The organism is Dietzia kunjamensis (assembly GCF_045689975.1).
Classification (GTDB): Bacteria; Actinomycetota; Actinomycetes; order Mycobacteriales; family Mycobacteriaceae; genus Dietzia; species Dietzia kunjamensis.
The window spans coordinates 1,166,917-1,192,844 of record NZ_CP143297.1 but is presented as its reverse complement, the minus strand read 5'-3'; the positions used below and the strand labels follow the sequence as shown (position 1 = coordinate 1,192,844).

The window sequence follows — 25,928 nt, the reverse complement described above, 5'->3', positions numbered from 1 at the left end:
AAGGTGTAACGAAATCGAACCGACCGGAGATGGACGACCAGCCAGCTCGCCATTTGTGGGAATCGTACAAAATCCCGGCTGTGTTTCTGGCTTGGGGAACATCATCCTAAGAGGGGCGGGGCGTGTTGTCTGATACCCGTGCTTTGCCTTACTGCCCCTGGACAAGGGTCTCAGAAAGCCGGGATGCTCGCGCCCTGGCTCGAGTTGCCCGGTGCCTCGGACCGTCTCGACGAGTGGTCCGCATCGAGCGGACTCGACCTCGAGCGTCTCGGCACGACTGCGACCCTGCAGGAGATCACCGACACCGCGGTGACCCAGCCACTCGTCGTCGCCTCGGCCCTGCTCGGTGCCGCCGAGTTGCGCCGTCGCGGCCAGGTGCCCTGCGACACGATGGTGGCCGGCCACTCGATCGGCGAGATCGCCGCACTGGCGATCGCCGGCGTGGTGTCGGAAGCCGACGCCCTGCGCCTGGCGTCCGTCCGTGGTGCCGCGATGTCCCGGGCGTGTGCCGAGCGCCCCACCGGCATGATCGCGGTACTGGGCGGGGTCGAGGCCGATGTCCTGCTGTCGCTGGACACCGCCGGGCTGCAGCCCGCCAACCGCAACGGCGCGGGCCAGATCGTGGCCGCGGGCCCGCTCGAGGCCTGCGACGCCCTGGAGCAGAATCCACCGAGCCGGGCGCGACTGCGCCGGCTGGAGGTCGCCGGGGCGTTCCACACCCACCACATGGCCTCCGCCGTCGACGAGGTCCGCGACCTGGCCGACACGATAGAGGTCAACGACCCGGAGCTGACGCTGGTCTCCAACGCCGACGGCATGGTCGTCACCTCCGGTCGCGACGCCCTCGACAGGGTCGTCTCCCAGATCACCCATCCCGTCCGGTGGGACCTCTGTACGCAGACGATGCTCAAGTTGGGCGTCGATGCGTTCATCGAGCTGCCGCCCTCCGGCTCACTCGTCGGGTTGGCCAAGCGCATGATGCGTGACGTTCCCCGGTACGGCGTGACCACCCCCGAGGACCTCGAACTCGCCCTCGAGTCGGTCCCCGCACTCAGCGGCGCCTGACCGCTCCTCCCACCCCCGATCGTCGGCCCCGGCCGGCGATCGCGACCAGACCATCCGTCGCGCCCGCCGGGCACGGCACCACCCATCAGAAAGGGACACCACATGGCACGCACCGAGGCCGAGATCATCGCAGGACTGGCGGAGATCGTCGAGGAGGTCACCGGGATCGAACCCTCCGAGGTGACCCCGGAGAAGTCCTTCGTCGACGATCTCGACATCGATTCGCTCTCCATGGTGGAGATCGCCGTGCAGACCGAGGACCGCTACGGGGTTGAGATCCCCGACGAGGACCTCGCCAAGTTGCGTACTGTTCAGGACGCGGTCGACTACATCCAGAAGCTCGACCAGAGCTGACATCCGGCCCCGTGTGCCGGGGCGGGGACGCAGTCAGGGCCGAAGGTGCGGTCGGTGCACCACGTCGAGCCCGCGTCCCCTCCCCCACACAGGGCCCAGCAATGATCACCCCGCTCACCGCGGGGTGCCGGGCGGGAGGTCCGGATCGGGACGGGGGTCCCGATCCGAACGCCGATCGCCCACAAGCCAGTCCGGGGGTCCATCGCAGGCGCGCTCTCCCTCCCAGGGACGCGCGCCGAGGAAAGGACTGCACATATGACCATCACCAGCCCTGTTGACCAGAACACCCAGATCGACCCTCGAGATCCCGTCGTCCGGCTCGAGAACCTCTTCGACCCGGCTTCGCTCGAGTTCATCACCGAGCCCGACGCCTCCGGCGCCATGGCCGCGCGCGGCCTGATCGACGGCGAACCCACCATCGCGTACGCGACCGACGCCACTGTCATGGGTGGCGCCATGGGCCTGGACGGGTGCCGGCACATCGTGCACGCCATCGACGTGGCGATCGACGAGCATCTGCCCGTCGTCGGCGTCTGGCACTCGGGTGGGGCGCGACTCGCGGAGGGCGTCGAGGCGCTGCACGCGGTCGGCCTCGTATTCGAGGCCATGGTCCGCGCATCGGGCCACGTGCCCCAGATCTCCGTCGTGCTCGGGCCCGCCGCCGGCGGCGCCGCCTACGGCCCCGCGCTGACCGACGTCGTCATCATGGCGCCGGCCGGCAAGATCTTCGTCACCGGTCCCGACGTGGTCCGCTCAGTCACCGGCGAGCAGGTCGACATGGAGGGCCTGGGCGGCCAGGACGTGCACCACCGCAAGTCGGGGGTGTGCCACATTGCCGCGACCGACGAGCGTGATGCCCTGCACCGGGCGCGTCGTCTCGTGACCCTGCTGTCCGCGCAGGGTGAGTTCGACCCGCGTGCCCTCGAGGGCGATCACACCGATCTTGCGGGCCTGCTCCCCGACTCACCGAAGCGCGCGTATGACGTCCGTCCTCTCGTCCACGGGTTGCTCGACTCCTCGGAGCTCGACGGCAGCACCACCTTCGAGGAGCTGCAGGCCAAGTGGGCCCCCAGCATCGTAGTGGGCTTCGGCCGGATGTCCGGCCGCACCGTGGGTGTCATCGCCAACAATCCGCTGCGGTTGGGCGGTTGCCTCAACTCGGAGTCCGCGGAGAAGGCCTCACGGTTCGTCAGGCTCTGCAACGCCTTCGGCGTGCCGCTGGTCGTGATCGTGGACGTCCCCGGTTACCTGCCCGGCGTCTCGCAGGAGTGGGACGGCGTGGTGCGCCGCGGCGCCAAGCTGCTGCACGCGTTCGCCGAGGCCTCGGTCGCCCGGGTCACGCTCGTCACCCGCAAGATCTACGGCGGTGCCTACATCGCGATGAACTCGCGCGCTCTCGGAGCCTCCGCCGTGTTCGCCTGGCCCGACGCCGAGGTCGCGGTGATGGGCGCCAAGGCCGCCGTCGGCATCCTCCACAAGCGCACCCTCGCGGCGGCACCCGAGGACGAGCGGGAGGCCCTTCACGACCGTCTGGCCGATGAGCACGCGGCCATCGCCGGTGGCGTGGGTCGCGCGGTCTCCATCGGGGTGGTCGACGAGGTCATCGAGCCCACCGACACCCGCCGACGCATCGCCGAGGCGCTGGACGCGGCCGCGCACACCCGCGGCCAGCACAAGAACATCCCGCTGTGACCTGACCCCGGCCGGAACGCCTCCGGCAGGATCCGCACCCGACGCTGCGCCCTCTCCCCGGTCTGACGGGAGGGGGCGCAGTCGTGTCCCGGGAGGACGCGGTGGCCACCCGCAGCCGGTGCCGGGTGCCGCCAGCGTGTCGCGCACACGAGTCAGCGCCCGCCCCGAGAACTGGGGCGGGCGCTGTCCGGAGTGCGGGAGTGCGGTGGTGCGGTGGGTCAGCCGACCCGGGAGAGCCAGGTGACCTCGGCGGCGGCCGGGTGGCCGCGCAGCGGTTCGAGGGCGCGGTCCCAGGCGGTGCCGAGCTCGTCCTCCACCGCGGCATGGAAGGCGGCGGGGCCGGCTTTCATGAGATGGCGGAGCCGGTTCTCGCTGAGCACCACGTCGCCACTGGCGCCCGTCTGCCCCCGCCACATCCCGAGTTCGGGCGTGTGGGAGAAGCGTTCACCGTCGACGAGGTCGCTCGGGTCCTCGGTGACCTCGAAAGACAGCATCGACCACTTGGCCAGCGAATCGGCCAGACGCGCGCCGGTGCCGACCGGGCCGATCCAGTCGACGATCGCTTTGCGAGCGCCCGGTTGGGCCGGCTGGTCTTCCCAGCGCATGGCTGAGTTGGCGTCGAGCGTGGCTGCGAGAGCCCACTCGACGTGAGGGCATAACGCGGTAGGCGCGGCATGGATGAACACCACGCCGGTCGTCGTATCCGCGAGATAGTTATGGTCAGACATCACTTCACTCCCGACTCACTGAGGGACGTCTTCCCCAACGACCTCACGAAATCGTGTGAATGATGTTGCTTCTGTTGCTTGTAGTTAACACTGTGCCTGAAGTGATCGAATTACACCAGCGACACTTCTCGACTCTCAGCAAAGTTACAGCACGGTGATTCCCGCGCCCGGCACGAGTGCGGGCGTGTCGCGGGTGGCGGACTCACCCGCCGAGCGAGTCCTCTTCGCGCGAACGCCGGGTTGCCGCATCGACCACCCTGTCGGACAGTTCCGGCCACAGCGGCTTGGCCCAGTCGCCGAAGTCGCGGTCGGTGAGCACGATCAGCGCCGTGGAGATCTCCGGTTCGACCCACAGCAGGGTCCCGGACTGCCCGAAGTGCCCGAAGGTCGCGGGCGAGTTGTGCTGCCCGGTCCAGTGGGGATGCTTGGCGTCGCGGAGTTCGAAGCCCAGCCCCCAGGGGCACGGCTTGTGCATGCCGTACCCGGGCACGATCCCGTCGAGGCCGCGGAACTGTTCGGTCACGGCCTCCTCGAGGGTCTCGGTCGCGAGCAGCCGCGGGGCCACGAGCTCGCGGGCGAAGGCGATGAGGTCGGCCAGGCTGGCGGAGGCCCCGTGCCCGGCGGAGCCCTCGAGCGTGGTGGACTCCATGCCCAGCGGCTGACACACCGCCTCGTGGAGGTAGTCGCCGAACGCGATCCCGGTGGCGTCGGCGATGTGGTCGGCAAGCACCTCGAACCCGGCCGAGGAGTAGATCCGCCGTTCCCCCGGCTCGGCGCGGACCTTGTCGCGGTCGGCGAAGTCCAGCCCCGAGGCGTGGGCGAGCAGGTGACGCACCGTGGCCCCCTCGGGCCCTGCAGGATCGTCGAGGCCGATGGCCTCCTCCTCGACGGCCAGGAGCGCGGCCACCGCGACGAGGGGCTTGGTCACCGAGGCCAGGCGGTACACGCGGGTGTCGTCGCCGTGGACCGCGAGGGCGCCGTCGGGGCCGACCACCGCGGCCGAGACGGTGCCCACCGGCCAGTCCGTGACCACCGACAGCGCGGTGGAGAGCCTGTCTCGATCGAACTCGTCCGACATCGGTTCCTCCCTGGTTCGCCTGCGACCGGCGGCGCCGGTGTCCGTGACGGCCGCGCCGGTGAGGCGTGGCGGCCGTGCGAGCCAGTCTGTCAGGTCGTGTCGGGTGCCGCGGTCAGGTCCGCGGCACGTCGCGACGCCGAAAGCCGGCCAGCCCCACGGCGACCAGCACGACCGTCACCGTGAGGAGCACGGCCACGCCGATCGCGTTGACGGGGCCGACGGGCGCGGTGCCCACCGCGCCGAACGGGGACAGGCGCATCTGGTCCTCGTCGAGCCGGAGCGTGGGTCCCATGAGGGTGACGACGACGGCGAGGGCGAACGGCGCCCAGGCCAGGACCTGCAGTCTCGGGGATGCGCCGAACAGGCCGATCGAGATCGCGCCGAACACCAGCGCGGCGGGCACATACCACGCCCCGGCGCCGATGATGCGTCCCGCCAGGTCCGGGTCGTCGAGCACGGCGGCGGCGGTGATCCCGAACGCGGCGGCGCCGGCGAGGACCACGACGACGGTGCCGACGGTGACGACCGCGGTGTGGGCGGCGAGCCACGACCACCGCGAACGCCCCGTGGACAGTTCCATCTCGAGTCGCCCGGCGGTCTCCTCGCCGCGCAACCCGGTCAGGGTCTGCAACGCGAACCCGGCCCCGAGGAATCCGCTGAACGCCACCAGCATCTGCACGATGGAGTCGACCACGGTGCCCGAATCGCCGAGGAACACGGCGAGGTCGGGGGTGGACATCATCGTCTCGACCACCACGTTCATCAGCGCGCCGTACATGGCCATCAGTGCCACCACGCCGATCGTCCAGCCCGTCAGCGCGCCCAGGTGCTGGTGTACGGCGGTCCCGGTCCGGGACGCCCGCCACCGGGACGCGGTGGCGGGGCCGGTCCGGGCCGGGACCATCCCCTGGCCCACGTCGCGGCGCGCGGCGAGCCACAGCGCGGCCGCGGCGAGCCCGGCCGCGGCGACGACGGCGACGAACAGTGGCACCACGGAGGACTCGCCGAACGGCCGGGTCAGGCCGTGCCAGCCCAGCGGCGAGGTCCAGCTCAACCAGTTGCGGTTGACGTCGCCGATCCCGCGGGTGATCAGGGTCAGTCCGGCCACGGACATCGCCGCCGCCCACACGGTCCGGCTGTGGGCGAACACCTGCGCGAGGACGGCGGTGCCGGCCGCGTACACCCAGCCGGCGGCGACGATGGAGGCCACGTACAGCGCCGCGCCCGCGCGGTCGAGGTCGACGGTGAGGGTCGCCGCCCACAGCGCAAGGCCGAGGACGGTGAATACCCCGGCGACGACGACGAGGGCGGCCGCCGTCGGGGCGAGCCGGCCGACCCGGCCCGCCAGGAGGAGTTCGGACCGTCCGGACTCCTCCTCCTTGCGGGTGGCGCGCGCGGTCAGGGCGATCGCCATGACGGGGATGCCGAAGGCGACCATGAACGAGTACTCGTTCATCATCACGCCGCCGAGGGTGTCGAGCCCGGCCACCCGGCCGGTGAGCATGATCATCGACTCGCCGACCGAGGCGCCGTACGTGGCGAGTTCCTGCGGGGTGTCGTACAGGGCTGCGATCGACAGCCCCGTGACGAGGTACAGCGCGGCCAGGCCGAGGACCCAGGCGGCCGCGGCCCGCCACCCGGTGCGCAGGGCGATGCGTGCCAGCAGGCCGGTGCCGGCGAACGGCGAGGTCATCGCCGGTCCCCTGTCCGCTCCTCGCCCCCGGTGGCCGCACCGGCACCGGAGTAGGCGTTGAGGAACAGGTCGTCCAGGCTGGGCGGGGTCGCGGTGAGCGTGTGGATGCCGGCCGCGTGAAGGAGGCCGGTGACCTCCCCCAGCTGCGGGGCCGGCACGTGGCAGCGGACCTCGAACCGACCGTCGGCGGCCTCCTCGATCCGCAGGCCGTCGACCCCCGTCACGCGCCCGAGTGAACCCGGATCGGCGTCGGTGACGGCGTGGACCTCGGTCGTGGTGTGACGCCGCAGGTCGGCCAGCGTCCCCGAGGTGACGGTGCGGCCGTCGCGGATGATGCTCACGCGGTCGGCGAGGGTCTCGACCTCGCCCATGATGTGGCTGGACAGCAGCACGGTGGCGCCGCCGTCGACGGCCTCGCGGACGCACTCCTGGAACGTCTGCTCCATGAGCGGGTCCAGGCCGGACGTGGGCTCGTCCAGCACGAGCAGTTCGGCGTCGGAGGCCAACGCGGCGATCAGCGACACCTTCTGCCGGTTGCCCTTGGAGTAGTCACGCGTGCGCTTGGTCGGGTCCAACCGGAAACGCTCGATCAGCTCATACCGACGATCCGGGTCCAGTCCCCCGAGCGCCCGGCCCAGCAGATCGATGCACTGGCCACCCGTGAGCCGCGGCCACAGGGTCACCTCGCCGGGGACGTAGGCGAGCCGGGCGTGGAGCTCGACCGCGTCGCGCCACGGGTCCCCGCCGAACACCGTCGCCCGCCCGGAGTCGGCGCGCATGAGCCCGAGCAGGATCCGGATGGTGGTGGATTTACCCGACCCGTTGGGTCCGAGGAACCCGTGGACCTCCCCGCGGCGCACGTCGAGGTCTAACTCGTCCAGGGCCCGGGCGCGGCCGAAGGTCTTGACCAGGCCCTCGACCCGCACCACGCTGTCGTGTTCTGAACGCATGATCAGCTCCTTCGTCCGATTACCCCGATCATCCCAGGGATCCGCGTCACAATGTGGCCATGCGCTCTCCCATGTCCGGCCACCGTGACTTTTCCCCGTCGATCCCGGATCGCCTGACCAAGGCCGTCATGACCGCTGCCGGGTTCCTGCCCGGCCCGCTCCTCCGACTCGTGGGCGGGACCCCGCGACGGATGGACGGCCAGGTCCTCGACCCGCACTTCCAGGCCGGGCTCCGGGTCATCTCGATGACGTCGGAGGGCGAATACGAGGATCTGACCGTCGAGAAGGCACGTTCGGCCGTCGAGCGGTCGGCGTTCACCGTCTCGGGGAAGAAGATCGACCTCGCCGTCGTCACCGACATCGTCCTCCCGCTCGGCGGCACCGACCCGGACCGGGCCGACCTGCCCGCGCGCCTGTACTCGCCGGTCCACGGTGACGAGACGCTGCCCGCACTGGTGTTCTTCCACGGCGGCGGATGGGTGCTCGGCAGCGTCGACTCGCACGACGCGACCTGCCGCTACATCGCCAAGACGGGCCGGCTCAAGGTGATCAGCGTGGACTACCGGCTGGCACCCGAGTTCCGGTTCCCCACCGCGGTCGAGGACGCGATCGCCGCGTTCCGGTACGTCCGCGACCACGCCGAAGAGCTCGGCGTGGACCCGGCGCGCATCGCGGTGGGCGGTGACAGCGCCGGCGGCAACCTGGCGGCGGTGGTCTGCCAGCAGACGCGCGACGCCGGGGAGAAGATGCCGGACTTCCAACTGCTGTTCGTCCCCGCCACCAACATGTCCGCGCGGACCCGCTCGTACGAGCTGTTCGGCGACGGCTTCTTCCTCACCCGGGCCAACATGGACTGGTACGAGGAGACCTACATCCGGTCCGACGAGGACCGGCTCGACCCCCGCGCCTCCCCCCTGCTGGCGGAGGACTTCTCGGGACTGCCGCCCGCCCACGTGGCCACGGGCGGGTTCGACCCGCTGCGCGACGAGGGCGAGGCGTACGCCCGGAAGATGGCCGACGCCGGTGTCCCGGTCTCGCTGCGCCGCCACGAGACGCTGGTCCACCCGTTCGTCAACGCCGTCGGGGCCACCCCGCTCGCGCGCTCGGCGCTGTCAGAAGCGGTGGGCGCGATGCGGATGGGGCTGGCGTACTGACCTCGCCACCCGTGTTACCTTGTGATCGCCAGCGAGACCGATCGGTCGCGGGAATCCGGTGCGAATCCGGAACTGACGCGCAGCGGTGAGGGTGATGGCGGGGCACTATGCCACTGGGCCGCACGGTCTGGGAAGGCGCTCCGTCCAGGTGATCCCGAGTCCGAATACCGGCTGGCCCTCGCGGTGACAACCGCCAGGTCATCACCGGGCTTCGCGTTCCAGGCCCGCGACCTCGGAGCACACCCATGCGTTCGTCCACCCTGGTCGCCCTCGCCGGCGTCACCCTTCTCACCCTGACCTCCTGCACCGCCCACGACCCGGCCGCGATCGCCGGCCCGGGCACCGATCCGATCGAGAACTGCGGGGAGCAGGTGCGGCTCGACGCCCCGCCCGAACGGGTCGTCTCGCTCAACCAGGGCTCCACCGAGATCCTGTACGCCCTCGGCCTCGGCGACCGGATGGTCGGCACCGCCACCTGGACAGACCCGGTCCTACCCGAGTTCTCCGAGGTGAACAGGTCTGTCCCCCGCCTGGCCGACAACGCGCCGTCGATGGAGGCCGTCCTGGACGTGGAGCCGGACTTCGTCACCGCCTCCTTCGGCAGCACCCTCGGCGAGGGCGGGGTCGCCGCCCGCGAGCAGTTCCACGAACTCGGCGTGGGTACGTACCTCTCCCCCACCGACTGCGTGGGCAAGGTCGCCGACTCCGGGGACGGCGTCCGCGAGACCCCGCTCACCCCGGACCTGCTCTACCGCGAGATCGCCGAGCTCGCGCGGATCTTCGACGTGGAGCAGGCCGGTGACGAGCTGGTGGCGGACCTGCAGCGCCGGCTCGACGAGGCCGTCGAGAGCGTCGACGCCCGCGGTGTCTCCGCGATGTACTGGTTCGCCAACTCCGAGTCCCCGTACCTGGCCGGCTGCTGCGGGGCCCCCGGCCTCATCTCGACCACCCTGGGCCTGGAGAACGCCTTCGACGACACCACCCAGGAGTGGCCGCAGATCAGCTGGGAGGTCGTGGCCGAGCGCGACCCGGACGTGATCGTCGTGGGCGACCTGACCCGCAAGAGCCAGACCGCCGAGACCGCGGAGGCCAAGATCGCCTACCTCGAGTCCAACCCCGTCACCCGGGAGATGGCGGCGGTCCGGTATAAGCGGTTCATCGACATCACCGGTGCCGAGATGAACCCGTCGCTGCGCACGATCTACGGGGTGGAGACCGTCGCGGCGGGCCTCACCGAGCTGGGCCTCATCACGCCGGGGGCCGGCGCGCCGGACCCGGCCAACTGACCCGATGACCCTCGCACCCGAGAGGACCACCGCCCCGGTGGTCCCGGCGCCACCGCGCCGGCGGCCGCCCCTGCGGCGACCGTCCGCGCTGGTCACCCTGTGGCTCGGTGGCCTGGGGCTGCTGGCGGTGTCGACGGCGCTCGTCATCACCATCGGCCCGTCCGGACTCACCGCCACCGACGTTATCCAGTCCGCGCTGGCCCGACTCACGGGAGCCGACTCCGGGCTCACGCGGATCCAGGAGGGGATCATCTGGAACCTGCGGCTTCCGCGCACTCTCATGGCGGCCCTGGCCGGGGCGGGGCTCGCATTGTGCGGCGTCATCCTGCAGTCGCTGCTGCGCAACCCCCTGGCCGACCCGTACATCCTCGGCATCTCCTCCGGCGCCTCGACCGGGGCGGTCCTCGTGGTGGTGCTCGGGGTCGGCGCGGGCGCGGTCGGGCTCACCACGGGGGCGTTCGTCGGAGCGCTCGCCGCGTTCGGCTTCGTCCTGGTCCTGGCCTTCGCGTCCGGCGGCACCACCGACCGGGTGGTGCTGGCGGGGGTCGCGGCGACTCAGCTGTTCTCCGCGGTGACCTCGTTCGTCGTCTACATCGCCGCCGACGCCGAGCAGACCCGCGGCGTGCTGTTCTGGCTGCTCGGCTCGCTGGCCTCCGTCCGCTGGTCGGACGTGGCGGTCTGCGGCGTCGTGGTCCTGCTCGGGCTGGTGGCGTGCCTGCTGCACACCTCCAGCCTCGACGCGTTCACCTTCGGCCAGGACGCCGCGGCCGCCCTCGGCGTCAACGTGGCCCGCACGCGGCTGGTGCTCATGGTGGTGACGGCGCTCGTCACGGCCGTCATCGTGAGCACCTGCGGCGCGATCGGTTTCGTGGGGCTGGTACTGCCGCACGCCGCGCGGGCCCTGGTCGGCGGCCGGCACCGGGTCCTCGTCCCGACCGCGGCGCTGATGGGCGCCGTGTTCGTCGTGTGGATCGACGCCGTCTCCCGCACCGTGATCGCGCCCCAGGAGTTGCCGATCGGGGTGGCCACCGCACTCATCGGCGTCCCGGCCTTCGTCGGGCTCCTCCTGCGACGGGGACACGGCCGATGACCGCCGCCCCGTCGACGCTCGAGGCGCGCTGTGTCTCGTGGTCCGTGCGCGGCCGGACCATCCTCGACGACGTCACCGTAGCTCCCGCCCCCGGCACGATGGTCGGGGTGCTGGGGCCGAACGGATCCGGCAAGTCGACGCTCCTGCGCATCCTGACGGGCCTGCTCCGGCCCGACACCGGATCGGTGCACCTCGACGGCACGGACATCCGGTCGATCCCCCGCAAACGCCTGTCTCGGCGCGTGGCCCTGGTGGCGCAGGAGGCGACCACCGACCAGAACCCCACGGTCCGGGAGGTCATCGAACTCGGCCGCATCCCCCATCGCGCGGCCTGGTCGGGTCCGGGTCCCGGGGACGACGGGGTGGTGCGGCGCGCGGCGGCCACGACCGGCCTCGGCGACCGCCTGGACCAGCGGTACGCGACGCTGTCCGGCGGCGAGCGGCAGCGGGTGCAGATCGCGCGGGCCCTGGCCCAGGAGCCCGGTGTGCTGGTCCTCGACGAGCCGACCAACCACCTCGACATCCGCCACCAGCTCGACCTCCTGGCCCTGGTCCGCGCCACGGACACCACGGTGATCGCGGCCCTGCACGATCTCACTCTGGCGGCCACGTTCTGCGACCATCTGATCGTGTTGTCCGGTGGGCGACTCGTGACCGGCGGCGTGCCCCACGAGGTGCTCACCGCCGACCTGATCCGGGAGGTGTACGGAGTGGAGGCCGAGGTGACCCACGACGGGCGGGGGGCGCATGTCCGCTATCTCGCGCGCTGACCCGCGTGCGCGTCGCGGGGGCCGCGCGAGCGCGATGCCTACCCGCGCGGCAGGCATCGCGGCCGGGTTCGCCCTCGACCGCCTCGTCGGCGACCCGGGGCGGTTCCACCCCGTCGCGGGCTTCGGCCGGGTCGCGCTCGCCGTGGAGTCGCGACTCCTGCGACCCGGCCGGACGGCCAACGCCCAGAGAGCGGCGGGCCTGCTGTTCACCGGTGTCCTCGTGGGGGGCACGGCTGCGACGGTGACGGTCGTCCGCCGTCTGGCCGGGAGGAACCTCGCGGCGGCCGTGGTGTGGGACGCGGCCGTGGTGTGGTCATGCCTGGGCGGGTCCTCGTTGCTCGCGGTCGCGCGGCGGCAGGGTGACCTTCTCGTCCGGGGCGATCACGCGGGTTCCCGGGACCTGTTGCCGTGGTTGTGCGGACGGGATCCGGCCGCGCTCGGCCCGGAGGATCTCGCGCGAGCGGTCGTCGAGTCGGTCGCGGAGAACACCTCCGATGCGGCGGTGGCGACGCTGTTCTGGGCCGCGGTGGCGGGTTCGCCCGGCGCCGCCGTCCACCGCGCGGCCAACACGCTCGACGCGATGGTGGGTCACCGTTCGGAGCGGTACCGCTCCTTCGGCACCGCCGCCGCTCGACTCGACGACGTGCTGGGATTTCTGCCGGCTCGGGTCGCCGGCGTGCTCGGGGTGGTCTGCGCCCCGACCGTGAGCGGGAGTCCCGCCGGGGCCCTGCGGGCGTGGGTCCGTGACGCACCGGCGCACCCGAGCCCGAACGCCGGGGTCGTCGAAGCCGTGTGCGCGGGCGTACTGGGGGTCCGGCTCGGCGGGCCCACGCCCTACCCGTACGGGATGGAGGACCGGGCGGTCCTCGGCGACGGCCGGTCGGTCCGGGCCGACGACATCCGCCGCGCGATTCTCCTGCACAACCGCGTCCAGGTGGTCACCGCCGCGCTGGCCGTGCTGGGTGTGGTCGCACGCTCCTGCCGATGAACTCCCGCGTGCGGATCGGCGCGGGAGGGCGCCATCGACGGCGGCGGCGGGGCCTGATCCGTCGCCGCCCACACCGCTCAGGGGTGGGCCATCATCTGCCCTGCCAGCCCGGCGACCGCCCCGATCACGGTGATCGCGGGCGGCGCGACCTGAGCCTCGGCCGCCTGCCGCGCGATCGTCGCCAGCGTCCCGTGCAGGACGCGCTCGGCCGGGGTGGAGCCGTTCTCGACCAGCACAGCCGGGGTGTCCCCGGGCATCCCCTCGACCAAGAGTTCCGCGGTGATGGCGGGCAGGGTCGTGACCGCCATGAGCAGCACGAGCGTGGTCCCGGACCTGGCGAGCGCGCCGTAGTCGAGAGTCGACTGCGGACTGTCGGGCGGGACGTGGCCGGAGATCACCGATACGCCCTGCGAGAGCCCGCGATGGGTGGCCGGGACGCCCGCGAGGGCCGGAACCGACAGGGCCGAGGTGACGCCCGGGATCACGGTGACGGGCACCCCGGCCGCGGTGCACGCGAGGTGCTCCTCGGCGCCGCGGCCGAACAGGAAGCTGTCGCCGCCCTTGAGTCGGACGACGGTGCGCCCGCGCCGCGCGTGCTCGACGAGGATCCGGTTGATCTCCTCCTGCGGGGTCGCCGGACCGAAGGGCACCTTGCCCACGTCGATCACCTCGATGCCGGGGTCGAGCTCGTCGAGGATCGACACCGGTCCCAGGCGGTCGGTCACCACCACATCGGCGGTGCGGACGGCGTCGAGGCCGGCCACGGTCATCAGCCCCGGGTCCCCCGGCCCGCCGCCGACCAGCACGACCCGGCCCGCGCAGTCCCGCGCGGCCGTGGCGCCGGCGCTGTCCTTCCCGCCGGTCGTCCCGGCCGTCGCCCCGGCGGTGTCCTTCTCAGCCGTCATCGGGCCGTCGTCCCTTCTCCGCGTCGCAGTAGATACACGTCCATCACCCAGCCGTGCTCGTCGCGCAGCCGCTCGCGGTGCGCGCGCAGGTCCGGCAGGACGTCGCCCACGCGGCCCGCGACGAGCGTCTCGCCGGCGTCGCCGAGGTTCCCGCCCCACCAGATGTTCCAGTCGGCCAGGTCATCGAGCGGCAGGTCGCCGTTGAGCATCACCACCACGTTGTCGGCGCCAGCGGCCACGACCTCGCGCAGCCGGCGACCGGTGGTCACGGTGACCGTGCCGCCGATCTCGTGCAGGACCAGACGGTGGCGCGCGGCCAGAACCTGGAGCGCGGAGATCCCGGGTACGACCTCCACCTCCAGGTCCAGCGCACCGCGCTCGGCGATCCGGTCGAGGATCCTCAGCGTGGAGTCGTAGAACGCCGGGTCGCCCCACACGGGGATCGCCACATCGCCGGGCCGGGAGGCCACGACGCGTTCCCAGGCCAGGGAGCGGGCCTCGTGCCAGTCCGTCACCACGCCGCGATACCCGGCGTCGGAGGAGGTCGACGACGACGAGCGGTCCCTCTCCGGATCGGGCACACCCACCAACTCGACGCCCGGCGCGTGGCGGGCGAGCAGCCGCGCGCGGAGATCGACCAACGGGTCGGCCGGGCCTTTGACGGCCGCGAGGGCGTAGTCGCCGGCGCGCAGGGCCCGGGCGGCCTCGACCGTGATCTGGTCGAGCCCGCCCGAGCCGATGCCCACGACCCGCACCCGCCTGCGGCCGGTGGGGAACTCAGTCACCGTGGGACTCCTCGAGATCGCCCTCCACATCGAGGTAGACCTGCCGCATCCGGTCCACGATGTCCGCGTCGGGCTCGGCCCACATCCCGCGGTCGGCGGCCTCGGAGAGCCGCTCGATCATCCCGCGCAGCGCCCACGGGTTGGACCGGCGCAGGAACTCCTGGTTGGTCTCGTCCAGGACGTACTCGCGGGCGAGCGAGTCGTACATCCAGTCGTGGACCACGCCGGCGGTGGCGTCGAACCCGAAGAGGTAGTCCACCGTGGCCGCCAGCTCGAACGCGCCCTTGTAGCCGTGGCGTTGCATAGCCGCGATCCACCGCGGGTTCACCACGCGGGCGCGGAACACCCGCGTGGTCTCCTCCGCCAGCGACCGGGTGCGCACGGCGTCGGGCGTTGTGGAGTCGCCCACATAGGCGCGCGGCTCGGCGCCGGTGAGCGCGCGGACGGTGGCGATCATCCCGCCGTGGTACTGGAAGTAGTCGTCCGAGTCGGCGATGTCGTGCTCGCGGGTGTCGATGTTCTTGGCCGCCACCGCGATGCGCCGGTAGTTGGTGCGCATGTCGTCGGCCGCGGGGACTCCGTCGAGGCCGCGGCCGTAGGCGTACCCGCCCCAACGGGTGTAGACCTCGGCCAGGTCTCGGTCGTCGCGCCAGTTGCCCGCCTCGATGGTCTGCAGGATCCCGGCGCCGTAGGAGCCCGGTGCGGAGCCGAAGATGCGGGTGGTGGCCCGGCGGTGGTCGGAGTGCTCGGCCAGGTCGGCCCGCGTGTGGGCGGCGACGAAGTTGTGTTCGTCGGGCTCGTCCAGCTCGGCGACCATCCGCACGGCGTCGTCGAGCATCCCGATGACGTGCGGGAACGCATCGCGGAAGAAGCCCGAGATGCGCACGGTCACGTCGACGCGCGGGCGGCCCAGTTCCTCGGACGGGACCACCTCCAGGCCCGTGACCCGGCGGGAGGCCTCGTCCCACTCGGGGCGGACGCCCAACAGGGCCAGGACCTCCGCGATGTCGTCCCCGGAGGTGCGCATGGCCGAGGTGCCCCAGATCGACAGCCCCACCGAGCTCGGGTACTCGCCGGTCTCGGCGACGTGCCGGTCCAGCAGCGAGTCCGCCATGGCCTGACCGGTCTCCCACGCCAGCCGCGACGGGACGGCGCGCGGGTCCACCGTGTAGAAGTTCCGGCCCGTGGGCAGCACGTTGACCAGACCCCGCAGCGGGGACCCCGACGGCCCGGCCGGGATGAACCCGCCGTCCAGGGCGTGCATGACGGCGTCCAGCTCGTCGACAGTGGCGGCCAGGCGCGGCACCACCTCGCGGGCGGCGAACTCGAGCACCTGCGCGACCTCGTCGTCGTCGCCCTCTGGCGCGCCGTCACCCGCGCCGCCGTCACCCGCCCCACCCGCGGTGAGGCCCGCGGCGGCGAGGACGTCGGGCACCGCGGCGACGTCCCACTCCCGCGCGTCCATCCCCTCGACCAGCGCCTTGGCGAGCGCCTCGACCCGGTCGACCTCCTCGGTCGGCGCGCCCTCGGCCAGCCCGAGTGCGCGACGCAGGCCCGGAACCGCCCCGGACTCGCCGCCCCACACCTGCGAGGCCCGCAGGATCGCCAGCACCAGGTTGACGCGCGCCTCGCCCGCGGGCGCCTGGCCCAGGACGTGCAGGCCGTCGCGGATCTGGACGTCCTTGATCTCGCAGAGCCAGCCGTCGACGTGGAGCAGGAAGTCGTCGAACTCCTCGTCCCCGGGCCGTTGCTCGAGGCCCAGGTCCTCGTGCATGTGCGCGGACTGCATGAGCGTCCAGATCTGCGCGCGGATGGCCGGGAGCTTGGCCGGGTCCATCGACGCGATGTTCCCGTACTCGTCGAGCAGCTGCTCCAGGCGGGCGATGTCCCCGTACGACTCCGCGCGGGCCATCGGCGGGACCAGGTGGTCGACGATCGTCGCGTGCGCACGGCGCTTGGCCTGCGCGCCCTCGCCGGGGTCGTTGACGAGGAAGGGGTAGATCAGCGGCAGGTCGGCGATCGCCGCGTCGGTGGCACAGTCCGCCGAGAGCGCGGCGTTCTTGCCCGGCAGCCATTCGAGCGAGCCGTGCTTGCCGATGTGCACCAGCGCATGCGCCCCGAAGCCGTGGGCGAGCCAGCGGTAGGCGGCCAGGTAGTGGTGGGACGGCGCGAGCTCCGGGTCGTGGTAGATCGCCACCGGGTTCTCGCCGAACCCGCGGGGCGGCTGGATCAGCAGCACCACGTTGCCGGCCTGGATGGTGGCCAGGACGATCTCCCCGGCGTCGTTGACGAACAGGCTTCCCGGCGCCTCGCCCCACGCCTCGACCATCTCCGTGCGCAGCGTCTCGGGCAGGTCCGCGGTCCAGCGCAGGTAGTCCTCGGTGCTGATCCGCACGTGGCTGTCGGTGAGCTGGGCGCTGGTGAGCCACTCCTCGTCCTGCCCGCCCGCGGCGATGAGCGCGTGGATGAGGGCGTCGCCGGCGGCGGTGTCGTCGGCGTAGTCCCCGGCGGTGTCCAGGAACCGGGCGATGGGGCCGTCGTCCGGGCCCAGGCCGTAGCCCTCGTCGCGCATCCGGCGCAGCAGGCGGATGGTCGAGACCGGGGTGTCCAGGCCGACGGCGTTGCCGATGCGGGAGTGCTTGGTCGGATAGGCCGACAGGACCAGCGCGACCTTGCGGTCGGCGGGCGCCACATGGCGCAGCCGCGCGTGGGCCACGGCGATCCCGGCGACGCGCGCGCACCGCTCCGGATCGGCCACGTAGCGGGGCAGGCCGTCGGCGTCGATCTCCTTGAACGAGAACGGCGCGGTGATGATCCGGCCGTCGAACTCGGGGATCGCGATCTGGTTGGCGGAGTCCAGCGGGTTGACGCCGTCGTCTGAGGCAGCCCAGTCTTCCCGGCTCCACGTCAGGCACAGGCCCTGCAGGACGGGAATGTCCAGCGCGGCGATGCGCTCGACGTCCCACGTCTCGTCCTCGCCGCCCGCACTCACCGCACCGGGCGTGGTGCCGCCGGCGGCGAGGACCGTGACGACCAGCGCGTCCAGTGAGCCGAGCGCGTCGAACAGCTCGTCGGGGGCCGAGCGCAGCGAGCCGGCGAAGACCGGCACGCCCACCGCGCCAGCGGCGTCGATCGCGTCGGCCAGCGAGTGGGCGAATCCGGAGTTCCCGCTCACCTCGTGGGCGCGGTAGTAGAGCACGCCCACGCGGGGCAGGCCGGGGGCTTCCGTCGTGTCCGGCCGCGGCGGCATCCCCCACACCGGCACGCTGACCGGCGGCTCGAACCCGGCGCCGGTGAGCAGCACGGTGTCGGCCAGGAACGCGTGCAGCTGCGCGAGGTTGCCCGGGCCGCCCTCGGCGAGATAGCGGTGCGCCTCGGCCGCGGTGCCGATCGGGACCGTGGACAGCTCCATCAGGTCGGCGTCGGGGGTCTGCTCCCCACCCAGGACCACTACCGGGACGCCCGCGCCGAGCACGGCGGCGAACCCGGCCTCCCAGGATCGTCGGGAGCCAAGGATGCGGACCACCACCAGGTCGGCGCCGTCGAGCAGTGCGGGCAGATTCGCCTCGACGTCGAGTCGGGACGGGTTGCCGAGCGTGAACGCCGCGCCGGATTCGCGCGCGGAGAGCAGGTCTGTGTCGGAGGTGGACAACAGGGTGATGCGGGGCACGTCGTGCTGTGCCGAGGCGTCATCAGGCGACGCCGAACGCCGGTCGGGGCGCATGTTCTTCTCCAAACCCTCGTGGAACTCCTCGCCGTGGCCGGTCTCCTGGCTTCCGCATCAACGCCGCGCGACCGACCTTCCCGGACCCGTGGATCCAGTGGTCTCCGACCCGTGAGGGACGGACGAGGGCCGCGTGACTCCGCGACTACAGTGGCGAGGGCCGCGCCGGCTTTTCCTCCGGCTTCCCGAACACCACGGCACCGGCGAGCCTATCCGGCGCACCCCGCCCGTGGCCGACCGGCTGCCTCGCGTCAGCCGGGGTCGGACATCCCGGTCAGGGGAAGTCCACCACCGCGAGGTTGAGGGGGAGCTCGTTCATCCGCGGTTCCGGCGAGAGGCTCGCCTCGTCCACGAAGCTGCCGGACAGGAAGTCGTCGGCGTCGGCGATCCGCTGCGGCGGGTCCTGCCCGGCGTAGTCAAACCCCTTCAGCTCGTACGGCAGCGAGTCGGCCTCGAGCAGGCTCGGCCCGTCCATGAGCTGGAAGTGCAGGTGCGAGGCGTTGGCGTTGCCGGTGTTCCCGAGCTTGCCCAGCACCTGGCCCTCGGTCACCGTGTCGCCGGGTTTCACCGTGACCGAGCCGGAGATCATGTGTGCGTACATCGCGTACACGCCGTCACCGAGGTCGAGCACCACGTGGTTGCCGTCCACGTTCTCGACGGTGAGCTTGGAGGCCAGTTCCGGGTTGCTCGCGGGCAGGACCCCCGGCGCGTTGGCGTCCATCCCGTCGAGGACCGAGACGACGGTGGCGTCGGCGACGGCGAGGATCTCGGCGCCGTAGTCCACGTAGCTCTCGTTGTGGTTCCTGTCGCCCGTGAAGAACTCGCCCTCGTCGTTGGTGCGCTTCCAGTCGATCGCGAAGCGCTGGCTGTTGTTGAGCTTGCCGTTGACCGACATCACCGAGCTGCGGTGCGGGAACCCCGGTTCGCAACACCCGTTGAGGGCCACCCAGTTCTCGCCACGCACGGGCGGCGCGATGGCCGGCACGGTCCGGGTGGAGAAGGCGACCGGCGTCGTGATGTAGTCGATGGGCCCCGGCTCCCCGAACGCCGGCGAGGCGGCGCCGGTCCCGTAGAGGTGGTGCAGCGCCGCGTCCGGGGCCTGGTCGAGCGAGTCGAGGGTGAAGTCGATGAACACGACCCGGCTCTCCTGCGGCGGGATCTGCGCGGTGTCGACGTACCCCGCGGGCAGGTCGCGCAGGCGGTTGCAGTCACCGAAGACGCAGTCCGGGTCCACCAGCTCGGCGGCGGAGAAGCTGGCGATGACCTTGGAGGGATCGGTTCCGTCCACCACGTCGATCTTGTCCACGCTCGCCGGCACCTTGATGGCGTTGGTGAGCTGCAGGTCGTAGGCCACGTGGTACTTGCCGTCGGTGCCCTTGAACGGCAGCGGCGGGTTGCCGATGGGGGTCATCGTCAGCGCGGTGAACGCGTTCGGGACGGTCACCCCAGCGACGGACCCGGCGGCCGGCGCTGGCGTCGTCGTGGCGGCCGATTCGGCCGCGGCGGGTTCGGTGGCGGCGTCGGCGAGCACCCGGCCGCGACCAGTGCGACTGCGGTGAGGACGGAGGCGAAAAGGGTGGGTACGCGGCGAGGTGTCACGGTGGAGCTCCGTTTCTTCAGTTGTGAAGAAAAAACTTACCCTCTGCCGTCTGGGAAAAGTACACCGGCGACGGGCTGCCACAATGGCCCCCGTGAGCATCAGCGAACCCACCCGCCGGACCCGTGGCGACCTGTGCCCGGGCGTCCTGCGGCCGTGGCCGGCTTCCGACGGCGCCCTGGTCCGTTTGCGCGTGCCGGGCGGCCGCGTGTCACCGGCGGCACTGGCCGGCCTGCACGGGGTCGCCGTGAGATATGGCGACGACGACAACGTGCACGTGACCACGCGTGCGAACCTGCAGCTGCGGGCCCTGCCGATCGGTCCGGACGGGCAGCTGCCCGGCGAGGTGGTGGCGGCGATCGCGGAGACGGGCCTGCTCCCCGCGCCCGGGCACGAGCTGGTGCGCAACGTCCTCGTCTCGCCGCTGACGGGCCTGGACGAGTCGTTTGGCGGGCAGGCCCGAGGCCGCGCGGACCTGCGGCCGGTGACCGACGCGCTGGACGCCGGACTGCTGGCCGACCCTGCGCTCGGCGGCCTGCCGGGCCGATTCCTGTTCGTCCTGGACGACGGCCGCGGGGACCTGCTCGATCGCTCCTGCGACCTGGGCCTGGTCGCCCTGGATGCCGACACCGCGCAGCTGCGGGTGGGCGACCGCTGGTCCGAGGTGGTGCCGCTGGTCGACGCCGCCGACCGGCTGGTCGAGCTGGCCCGCGCCTTCGTCCGAGCCCGCGGCGTCGGTCCGGACGCCCCGTGGCACGTGCGCGAACTGCCAACCCCCCTCGTCGCGGTCCGCCCTGCGGACGGCCGGCTGCCGAGCCCGGCCCCGGCGCTGCCGTACGGGCCGGTCGCGGGGTCGGCGGGGCGGATCGAGCACGTCGCGGCGCCGGACGGGATCCTCGGCCGCACCCTCATCGCCCGGCTCACCGGCGGCGACGTCGCCGAGCTCATCGTGACCCCGTGGCGCGGGGTGCTGGTCGTCCGCGAGTAGGCTGCGGGCTGTCCCACGGCGAGGAACCCGGTGCAAGTCCGGGGCGGTTCCGCCACTGTGAGGCCCGTCGAGCCGATGGGCCCAGCCAGATACTCACCGGGGATCAGCGCGCTCCCACCGCGTCGCTGCGACTTCTCACACCGGGGCGAGAACCCCGAGGAGGACCCCATGAGTGCTGCCCTGAGGCCGCCGCGTCGCTACGACTACGTCGACGACGGGCCCGCCATCTACGTCGACTCCTTCGCGACCATCCGCCGCGAGACCGACCTGTCCCGCGTGCCGGCCGACGCCGAGCGACTCGCCGTTCGAATGGTGCACGGCACCGGCCAAACGGACCTGACCTGTGACCTGCAGGTGCACCCCGGCCTGGTCGGCGCGGCGAGGTCGGCGCTCGACGCCGGCGCGCCGATCCTCTGCGACGCCCACATGGTCGCCTCGGGGATCACCCGGGCCCGGCTCCCCCGCGACAACGACGTGGTGTGCACCCTGTCCGATCCCGACGTTCGCGACCTGGCCGCGCGAATGGGCACGACCCGATCCGCTGCGGCGCTGGCGTTGTGGGGCGATCGTCTCGACGGCGCGGTGGTGGCGATCGGCAATGCCCCCACCGCCCTGTTCCACCTGCTGGAAATGATCCTCGACGGTGCTCCCCGACCCGCCGCGATCGTCGGCTGTCCGGTCGGCTTCATCGGCGCCGCGGAGTCCAAGGCCGCGCTCGCCGTGTTCGCGGACGATCACGGCATCGACATCCCCTTCGTCACCGTCCACGGCCGACGCGGCGGGTCCGCGATGACCGCCTCGGCCCTCAACGCCCTGGCCCAGGAGGCGGAGTGACCGGCCGGCTGTACGGCGTCGGCGTGGGACCGGGCGATCCCGAGTTGCTCACCCTCAAGGCAGCCCGTCTCGTCGGCGCCGCCGACGTCGTGGCTTTCCACGCCGGCCGCGGCAAGGAGTCCAACGCCCGACGGATCGCCGCCGATCTCATCCCTTCTGGCGCGATCCAGGAGCGACTGGAATACCCCGTGACCACGGGTGTCACCGACCACCCGGGCGGGTACGCGGGCGCGATCGCGGACTTCTACGAGCGCAGCGCGCAGCGACTGGCCGAGCACCTGTCCGCCGGCCGGGACGTGGTCCTACTCTCGGAGGGAGACCCGCTGTTCTACGGCTCCTTCATGTACATGCACGACAAGCTCGCCCCTCGATTCGAGACCGAAATCGTGCCGGGCATCCCGGCCTTCGCCGCCGCCACCGCCGCAGCCGCCACTCCCCTGGTCCGGCAGACCGACGTTCTTACCGTCCTGCCCGGCACCCTGCCCGAGCCCGAGCTCGCCCGACGACTTGCAGACACCGACGGCGCGATCATCATGAAGCTCGGCCGCAACTTCCCCGCCGTCCGGCGGGCCCTCGAGTCGGCCGGTCGGCTCGACGGCGCGGTCTATGTGGAGCGGGCGTCAACCGACGCGGAGGCACATCACCCGGTCAGCGAGGTCGACCCGGACTCCGTGCCGTACTTCTCGCTCATCGTCGTCCCCGGCGACTCTCAGCACTCCGACCCCACCGGCCGCCGACCCGCGCAGCTCTCTGCACCCGAGGAGCCCTCCCCGGGGCGTACCGCCGGCTCGGTTGAGGAGCAGTCCCCAGCATCGCGCGGCGTCGTGCACGTCGTCGGTCTGGGCCCGGGCCCGACAGAGTGGCTGACCCCGGAGGCTTCGCAGATCCTGTCCGAGGTCGACCACGTGGTCGGGTACGCGCCGTACGTCGCCAGGGTTCCGCAGCGGCCCGGGCTGCGTCGCCATTGCTCGGGCAACACCGTGGAAGTCGACCGGGCTGCATTGGCACTGGAGGTGGCCCGCGCGGGTGAGCAAGTGGCCGTGGTCTCGGGCGGCGACGCCGGGGTGTTCGGTATGGCCTCGGCGGTCTTCGAGGCCGCGGACGATCCCCGCTTCGCCGACATCGACATCCACGTCGCGCCCGGCGTCTCGGCCGTGCAGGCGGTCGCTGCGCGGGCCGGGGCCCCCATCGGCGCGGACTTCGCCGTCATGAGCCTGTCCGACCGGCTCAAGCCGTGGGAGGTCATCGAGCGCCGCCTCGACGCGATCGCGGCGGCCGACCTGGTGCTGGCCGTCTACAACCCGGCCTCGCGCTCGCGCACCCGTCAGGTCGCCGACGCCCGCGAGGTCCTGCTCCGCCACCGCTCCCCGACCACGCCGGTGATCGTGGGCCGTGATGTTGGGCGAACCGAGGAATCCCTCACCGTGACGACTCTCGCCGACCTCGACTGCGACTCCGTCGACATGAAGTGCCTGCTCATCGTGGGCGCCTCTGGGACCCGGGTCACGGAGTCGGGACGCGTGTGGAGTCCGAGGTTTGTGACGTCGTGAACTCTGATCACTCGGGCATCGGCTAGACCCGAAGCCAGTATTGGCTCGCCAAAGCTCGGAAGTCATGGAGGCCTCCCGCGATCTGAGGCCGGTTTGGGCCGACTACTTGGGAGGGCGACATGACCGACATCTACTACGCGGACGATCTCGAACCCGGCCAACTAATCCCACTCGGGAGCTACACCATCACCGAGGAGGAGATCGTCACCTACGCACGACAGTGGGATCCGGTGTTCATCCACACCGACCCGACCGCGGCCGCGACAACCCCGCTCGGTGGCGTCATCGCCAGTGGACTACACACCTTGGCGATCTACCAGCGCTTGGCCGTGCCCGCCTTCTGGTCCCGTTTCACGGGAGGGGTGGGACGCAGTTTCGAGATTCAGTTCCGTCGGCCGGTGCGGCCGGACACCACATTGACCGGACACCTGACAATGCAAGAAACGACTCCACGACCCGAACGCGGCGATGCGAAAGTCACCATAACCGCAGAACTCGCCGACACCAGCGGCGAGACCGTTCTCGAGCTGACCAACCATTCCGCACTCCCGCTCCGCAGCGCCGCCGCAGGCTCAGCTTGATTGCTGCCACCACACCGGAGAATCGCTGTCCGCGGCCGCGAGACTGACACCCTGGGACTAGACCGACCACTCAAGCACTGACGTGCGCGGGGAGTGCAGCGGGGTTGGGCGGACAGATGACGGGGAGGTGCAAGTTTGCTAAAGCAGTTTCGTTCCTGGCGTCTCTGCCGTGCAGGGGAGTTCGAGGGTGAATTGTGCTCCGTGGCCTGTGCCGCGGCTGCTTACTCGGATTCGTCCTCCGTGTGCTTCGACCAGTGCTCGGGTGATCGCCAGGCCGATTCCGGTGCCGCCCGCGTTTCGGCCTCGGGCGGGATCGGCTCGGTAGAAGCGGTCGAAGAGATGATCTAGGTGCTGTGCGGCGATCCCTTCCCCGGTGTCGGAGACGGTGATCGCGGCTGTGTTCGTTCTCGAACGAACAGCGCTGAGGGTGACGGTCCCTCCGGTCGGTGTGTGTCGTAGGGCGTTGTCGAGGAGGTTTCCCAGTACCTGTCCTATTCGCTCGACGTCCACAGTGACGTCGGTCGGTTCGATCTCACCCATGTGCAGCTGGACACCTTTGTCCGAGTAGCGTTCGCGTGCTGCGTTGACTGCCGTTTCCACCAGAGCTTTAGTGGTGGTTCGGGCTGGTTGCAGTCGTGTGAGGTGTTCTTCTGCATCGGAGACGTCGACAATGTCCGACGCGAGGCGTTCGAGCCGCCGGGTGGCCGCCCACAACACCTGCCTTGTGGAGTCGTCGAAGGTACGGACTCCGTCGTCCACGGCCTCGAGGTAGGAGTCGATGGTGGCCAGCGGGGTGCGCAGCTCGTGGCCCAGATCCGCGAGCATCCTTCGCCTGGTGGCGTCTGTCGCATCGAGACGCCTGGCCAGTTCGTTGACGCTGGTCGCCAGATCGTCGAACTCCCGGCCAAGTTTCGGACTCGCCATCCGGGTCTCGTAGTGCCCACGCGCTATGTCTGCCGTCGAAGTGGTAACCATGGTGACCGAGCGCTGGACCCGGCGGGTGAGGTACCAACTGGTGAGCAAGGCCACCAGGACCGCGATGGCCACCGCCAGCCCCCAAGCAAGGACTATGGCGACCGTGAAGGCTTCTTCGACGTGGGCTGCTTCGTTCGAATCGTGGTCGATGCCGGCTTGACCGAGGTGGTCGTGGAAAATGCCCGGGGCCAGGGCGGAGGCGACGAGCCACGCGCTGACCGCGCACCCGACGACCACGCTGGACATGGCCAGAAGCAGGCGGGTTCCGAAGCTGAACCCAGCGACGCGTCGGCTGGTGCGGGGCCGAGTTTCAGTCGCGTCCGGCGATGGTATGTCGTTCACTGGCCGGTTCCCATGCGGTAACCAACTCCTCTGACCGTGCGTACGAAACGGCCTCGGGAGGCATCGTCGCCCAGCTTGCGGCGAAGGTGACCGATGTGGACGTCTACCAAGTGGTCATCACCCACCCAGTTCGGGCCCCACACGGCGGCCATCAGCTGGGCTCGGCTGAAGACGACCCCAGGGTCGCGGGCGAGCGCGGCGAGGATGTCGAACTCGGTGCGGGTCAGCGCGACATCGGCGCCGCCGACGGTGACCTCTCGGCCCGCGGTGTCAATAGTCAGGTCGCCGACGGTCCGTACCTGCTCCGGCGACCTGCCGTGGTCGATTTCGGTGGCGCCGGTTCGAGGTCTGCGCATCATCGCCTGGATCCTGGCCGAGAGCTCGCGCGGGCTGAACGGTTTGGTCATGTAATCATCCGCGCCGACGGACAGGCCGATCAGCGTGTCGACCTCCTCGGTCCGGGCCGTAAGCATGACGATGTAGGCGTCGGAGTGCGTCCTGACCTGACGGCATACCTCGATCCCGTCCAGCCCGGGCAGCCCCAGGTCGAGAACGATGACATCGGGATCGATTCGACGAGCCAGACCCACCGCCTCCTGTCCGTCCCCGGTGATCGTGACATCGAACCCGTCGCGCTCGAGATAGGACCCGACCAGGTCGGCGAGGGGCTCCTCGTCATCGACCACCAGCGCCCGCGGACCGGCGTGCTGCTGGGGATGCGAACTGCGAGCGCCAGAAACGGAAGGGGGCATGCAGGCCATCTTCGCCGCAACTCCTGGAAATCCTTCACCCGAGTGGG

General features: G+C 71.4%; 22 protein-coding genes and 3 riboswitches. Of the genes, 12 read left to right on the top strand and 10 right to left on the bottom strand.

Going from position 1 to position 25,928, the window contains the following annotated elements; all coding sequences use genetic code 11:
- The first annotated feature begins 138 nt into the window (after positions 1-138).
- The 3 genes from VZF99_RS05590 (at position 139) to VZF99_RS05580 (ending at position 3,111) form a co-directional block, all read left to right on the top strand.
- Entirely contained in the window at positions 139-1,065 is a 927-nt protein-coding gene (locus VZF99_RS05590; protein ID WP_096905694.1) for an ACP S-malonyltransferase, read from the top strand.
- A 102-nt stretch (positions 1,066-1,167) separates the two neighbouring features.
- Positions 1,168-1,419, top strand: a complete 252-nt coding sequence (gene acpM / locus VZF99_RS05585) for a meromycolate extension acyl carrier protein AcpM (RefSeq protein WP_067714230.1) — start codon at positions 1,168-1,170, stop codon at positions 1,417-1,419.
- A 255-nt stretch (positions 1,420-1,674) separates the two neighbouring features.
- Complete coding sequence (locus tag VZF99_RS05580; RefSeq protein WP_120285770.1) at positions 1,675-3,111, top strand: acyl-CoA carboxylase subunit beta; 1,437 nt, start codon at positions 1,675-1,677, stop codon at positions 3,109-3,111.
- Positions 3,112-3,329: 218 nt separating this feature from the next.
- Here VZF99_RS05580 and VZF99_RS05575 read toward each other — a convergent pair whose 3' ends face one another.
- The 4 genes from VZF99_RS05575 to VZF99_RS05560 all read right to left on the bottom strand — a co-directional run bounded on the left by VZF99_RS05575 (position 3,330) and on the right by VZF99_RS05560 (position 7,560).
- Positions 3,330-3,839, bottom strand: a complete 510-nt coding sequence (locus VZF99_RS05575; RefSeq protein ID WP_067714234.1) for a DUF3145 domain-containing protein — start codon at positions 3,837-3,839, stop codon at positions 3,330-3,332.
- A gap of 202 nt (positions 3,840-4,041) precedes the next feature.
- On the bottom strand, positions 4,042-4,917 hold the full coding sequence (locus VZF99_RS05570) for a serine hydrolase domain-containing protein (protein ID WP_407335858.1): 876 nt from the start codon (positions 4,915-4,917) through the stop codon (positions 4,042-4,044).
- A gap of 112 nt (positions 4,918-5,029) precedes the next feature.
- Positions 5,030-6,610 (bottom strand): ABC transporter permease, encoded by a 1,581-nt coding sequence (locus VZF99_RS05565; protein ID WP_407335856.1) that lies wholly within the window; start codon positions 6,608-6,610, stop codon positions 5,030-5,032.
- Positions 6,607-7,560 carry an ABC transporter ATP-binding protein gene (locus VZF99_RS05560; RefSeq protein ID WP_120285767.1) on the bottom strand — a complete coding sequence of 318 codons (954 nt, stop codon included), beginning with the start codon at positions 7,558-7,560 and terminating at the stop codon, positions 6,607-6,609. The genes VZF99_RS05565 and VZF99_RS05560 overlap by 4 nt, the downstream gene beginning before the upstream one ends.
- Before the next feature lie 59 nt (positions 7,561-7,619).
- Here VZF99_RS05560 and VZF99_RS05555 point away from each other — a divergent pair, with 59 nt between their 5' ends.
- From VZF99_RS05555 to cbiB, 5 genes are all read left to right on the top strand, one after another.
- A complete protein-coding gene (locus VZF99_RS05555; protein WP_241742293.1) occupies positions 7,620-8,714 on the top strand; it encodes an alpha/beta hydrolase in 1,095 nt (364 codons plus the stop codon).
- Between the two features lie 12 nt (positions 8,715-8,726).
- A riboswitch (cobalamin riboswitch) is annotated at positions 8,727-8,905 on the top strand.
- Positions 8,906-8,959: 54 nt separating this feature from the next.
- Positions 8,960-10,000, top strand: coding sequence for an ABC transporter substrate-binding protein (locus VZF99_RS05550; RefSeq protein WP_407335855.1), 1,041 nt, complete (start codon positions 8,960-8,962; stop codon positions 9,998-10,000).
- 4 nt (positions 10,001-10,004) lie between these two features.
- Positions 10,005-11,090 carry an iron ABC transporter permease gene (locus VZF99_RS05545; protein ID WP_120285764.1) on the top strand — a complete coding sequence of 362 codons (1,086 nt, stop codon included), beginning with the start codon at positions 10,005-10,007 and terminating at the stop codon, positions 11,088-11,090.
- Complete coding sequence (locus tag VZF99_RS05540) at positions 11,087-11,860, top strand: ABC transporter ATP-binding protein (RefSeq protein WP_120285763.1); 774 nt, start codon at positions 11,087-11,089, stop codon at positions 11,858-11,860. The genes VZF99_RS05545 and VZF99_RS05540 overlap by 4 nt, the downstream gene beginning before the upstream one ends.
- Positions 11,861-11,894: 34 nt before the next feature.
- The gene (gene cbiB / locus VZF99_RS05535; protein ID WP_120285762.1) at positions 11,895-12,848 is read left to right on the top strand and encodes an adenosylcobinamide-phosphate synthase CbiB; all 954 of its coding nucleotides are present in this window, start codon (positions 11,895-11,897) and stop codon (positions 12,846-12,848) included.
- 77 nt (positions 12,849-12,925) lie between these two features.
- Here the strand turns inward: cbiB and cobA are convergent, their stop codons facing one another.
- From cobA to VZF99_RS05515, 4 genes are all read right to left on the bottom strand, one after another.
- Positions 12,926-13,753, bottom strand: coding sequence for a uroporphyrinogen-III C-methyltransferase (gene cobA, locus VZF99_RS05530; RefSeq protein WP_407335854.1), 828 nt, complete (start codon positions 13,751-13,753; stop codon positions 12,926-12,928).
- A complete protein-coding gene (cobF, locus tag VZF99_RS05525) occupies positions 13,750-14,538 on the bottom strand; it encodes a precorrin-6A synthase (deacetylating) (RefSeq protein WP_407335853.1) in 789 nt (262 codons plus the stop codon). The genes cobA and cobF overlap by 4 nt, the downstream gene beginning before the upstream one ends.
- A complete protein-coding gene (gene cobN / locus VZF99_RS05520) occupies positions 14,531-18,262 on the bottom strand; it encodes a cobaltochelatase subunit CobN (protein ID WP_407335852.1) in 3,732 nt (1,243 codons plus the stop codon). The genes cobF and cobN overlap by 8 nt, the downstream gene beginning before the upstream one ends.
- Positions 18,263-18,279: 17 nt before the next feature.
- A riboswitch (cobalamin riboswitch) is annotated at positions 18,280-18,474 on the bottom strand.
- Positions 18,475-18,536: 62 nt separating this feature from the next.
- Positions 18,537-19,706: a M23 family metallopeptidase gene (locus tag VZF99_RS05515; RefSeq protein WP_407335851.1), complete on the bottom strand. Its 1,170-nt coding sequence runs from the start codon at positions 19,704-19,706 to the stop codon at positions 18,537-18,539.
- Between the two features lie 247 nt (positions 19,707-19,953).
- On the opposite strand from VZF99_RS05515, the gene VZF99_RS05510 reads away from it, so the two are divergent.
- The 4 genes from VZF99_RS05510 (at position 19,954) to VZF99_RS05495 (ending at position 23,812) form a co-directional block, all read left to right on the top strand.
- Positions 19,954-20,847, top strand: a complete 894-nt coding sequence (locus tag VZF99_RS05510; RefSeq protein ID WP_407335850.1) for a nitrite reductase — start codon at positions 19,954-19,956, stop codon at positions 20,845-20,847.
- A 20-nt stretch (positions 20,848-20,867) separates the two neighbouring features.
- A riboswitch (cobalamin riboswitch) is annotated at positions 20,868-20,942 on the top strand.
- A 73-nt stretch (positions 20,943-21,015) separates the two neighbouring features.
- Complete coding sequence (locus VZF99_RS05505) at positions 21,016-21,681, top strand: precorrin-8X methylmutase (RefSeq protein ID WP_407335849.1); 666 nt, start codon at positions 21,016-21,018, stop codon at positions 21,679-21,681.
- A complete protein-coding gene (locus VZF99_RS05500; protein ID WP_407335848.1) occupies positions 21,678-23,231 on the top strand; it encodes a precorrin-2 C(20)-methyltransferase in 1,554 nt (517 codons plus the stop codon). Before VZF99_RS05505 ends, VZF99_RS05500 begins: the two co-directional genes overlap by 4 nt.
- 119 nt (positions 23,232-23,350) lie before the next feature.
- Positions 23,351-23,812, top strand: a complete 462-nt coding sequence (locus VZF99_RS05495; RefSeq protein ID WP_120285759.1) for a MaoC/PaaZ C-terminal domain-containing protein — start codon at positions 23,351-23,353, stop codon at positions 23,810-23,812.
- A 138-nt stretch (positions 23,813-23,950) separates the two neighbouring features.
- Here VZF99_RS05495 and VZF99_RS05490 read toward each other — a convergent pair whose 3' ends face one another.
- Both VZF99_RS05490 and VZF99_RS05485 read right to left on the bottom strand, forming a co-directional pair.
- Positions 23,951-25,033: a cell wall metabolism sensor histidine kinase WalK gene (locus VZF99_RS05490; RefSeq protein WP_120285758.1), complete on the bottom strand. Its 1,083-nt coding sequence runs from the start codon at positions 25,031-25,033 to the stop codon at positions 23,951-23,953.
- A gap of 92 nt (positions 25,034-25,125) precedes the next feature.
- Positions 25,126-25,818 (bottom strand): response regulator transcription factor, encoded by a 693-nt coding sequence (locus tag VZF99_RS05485; protein WP_096907287.1) that lies wholly within the window; start codon positions 25,816-25,818, stop codon positions 25,126-25,128.
- Between the last annotated feature and the right edge of the window lie 110 nt (positions 25,819-25,928).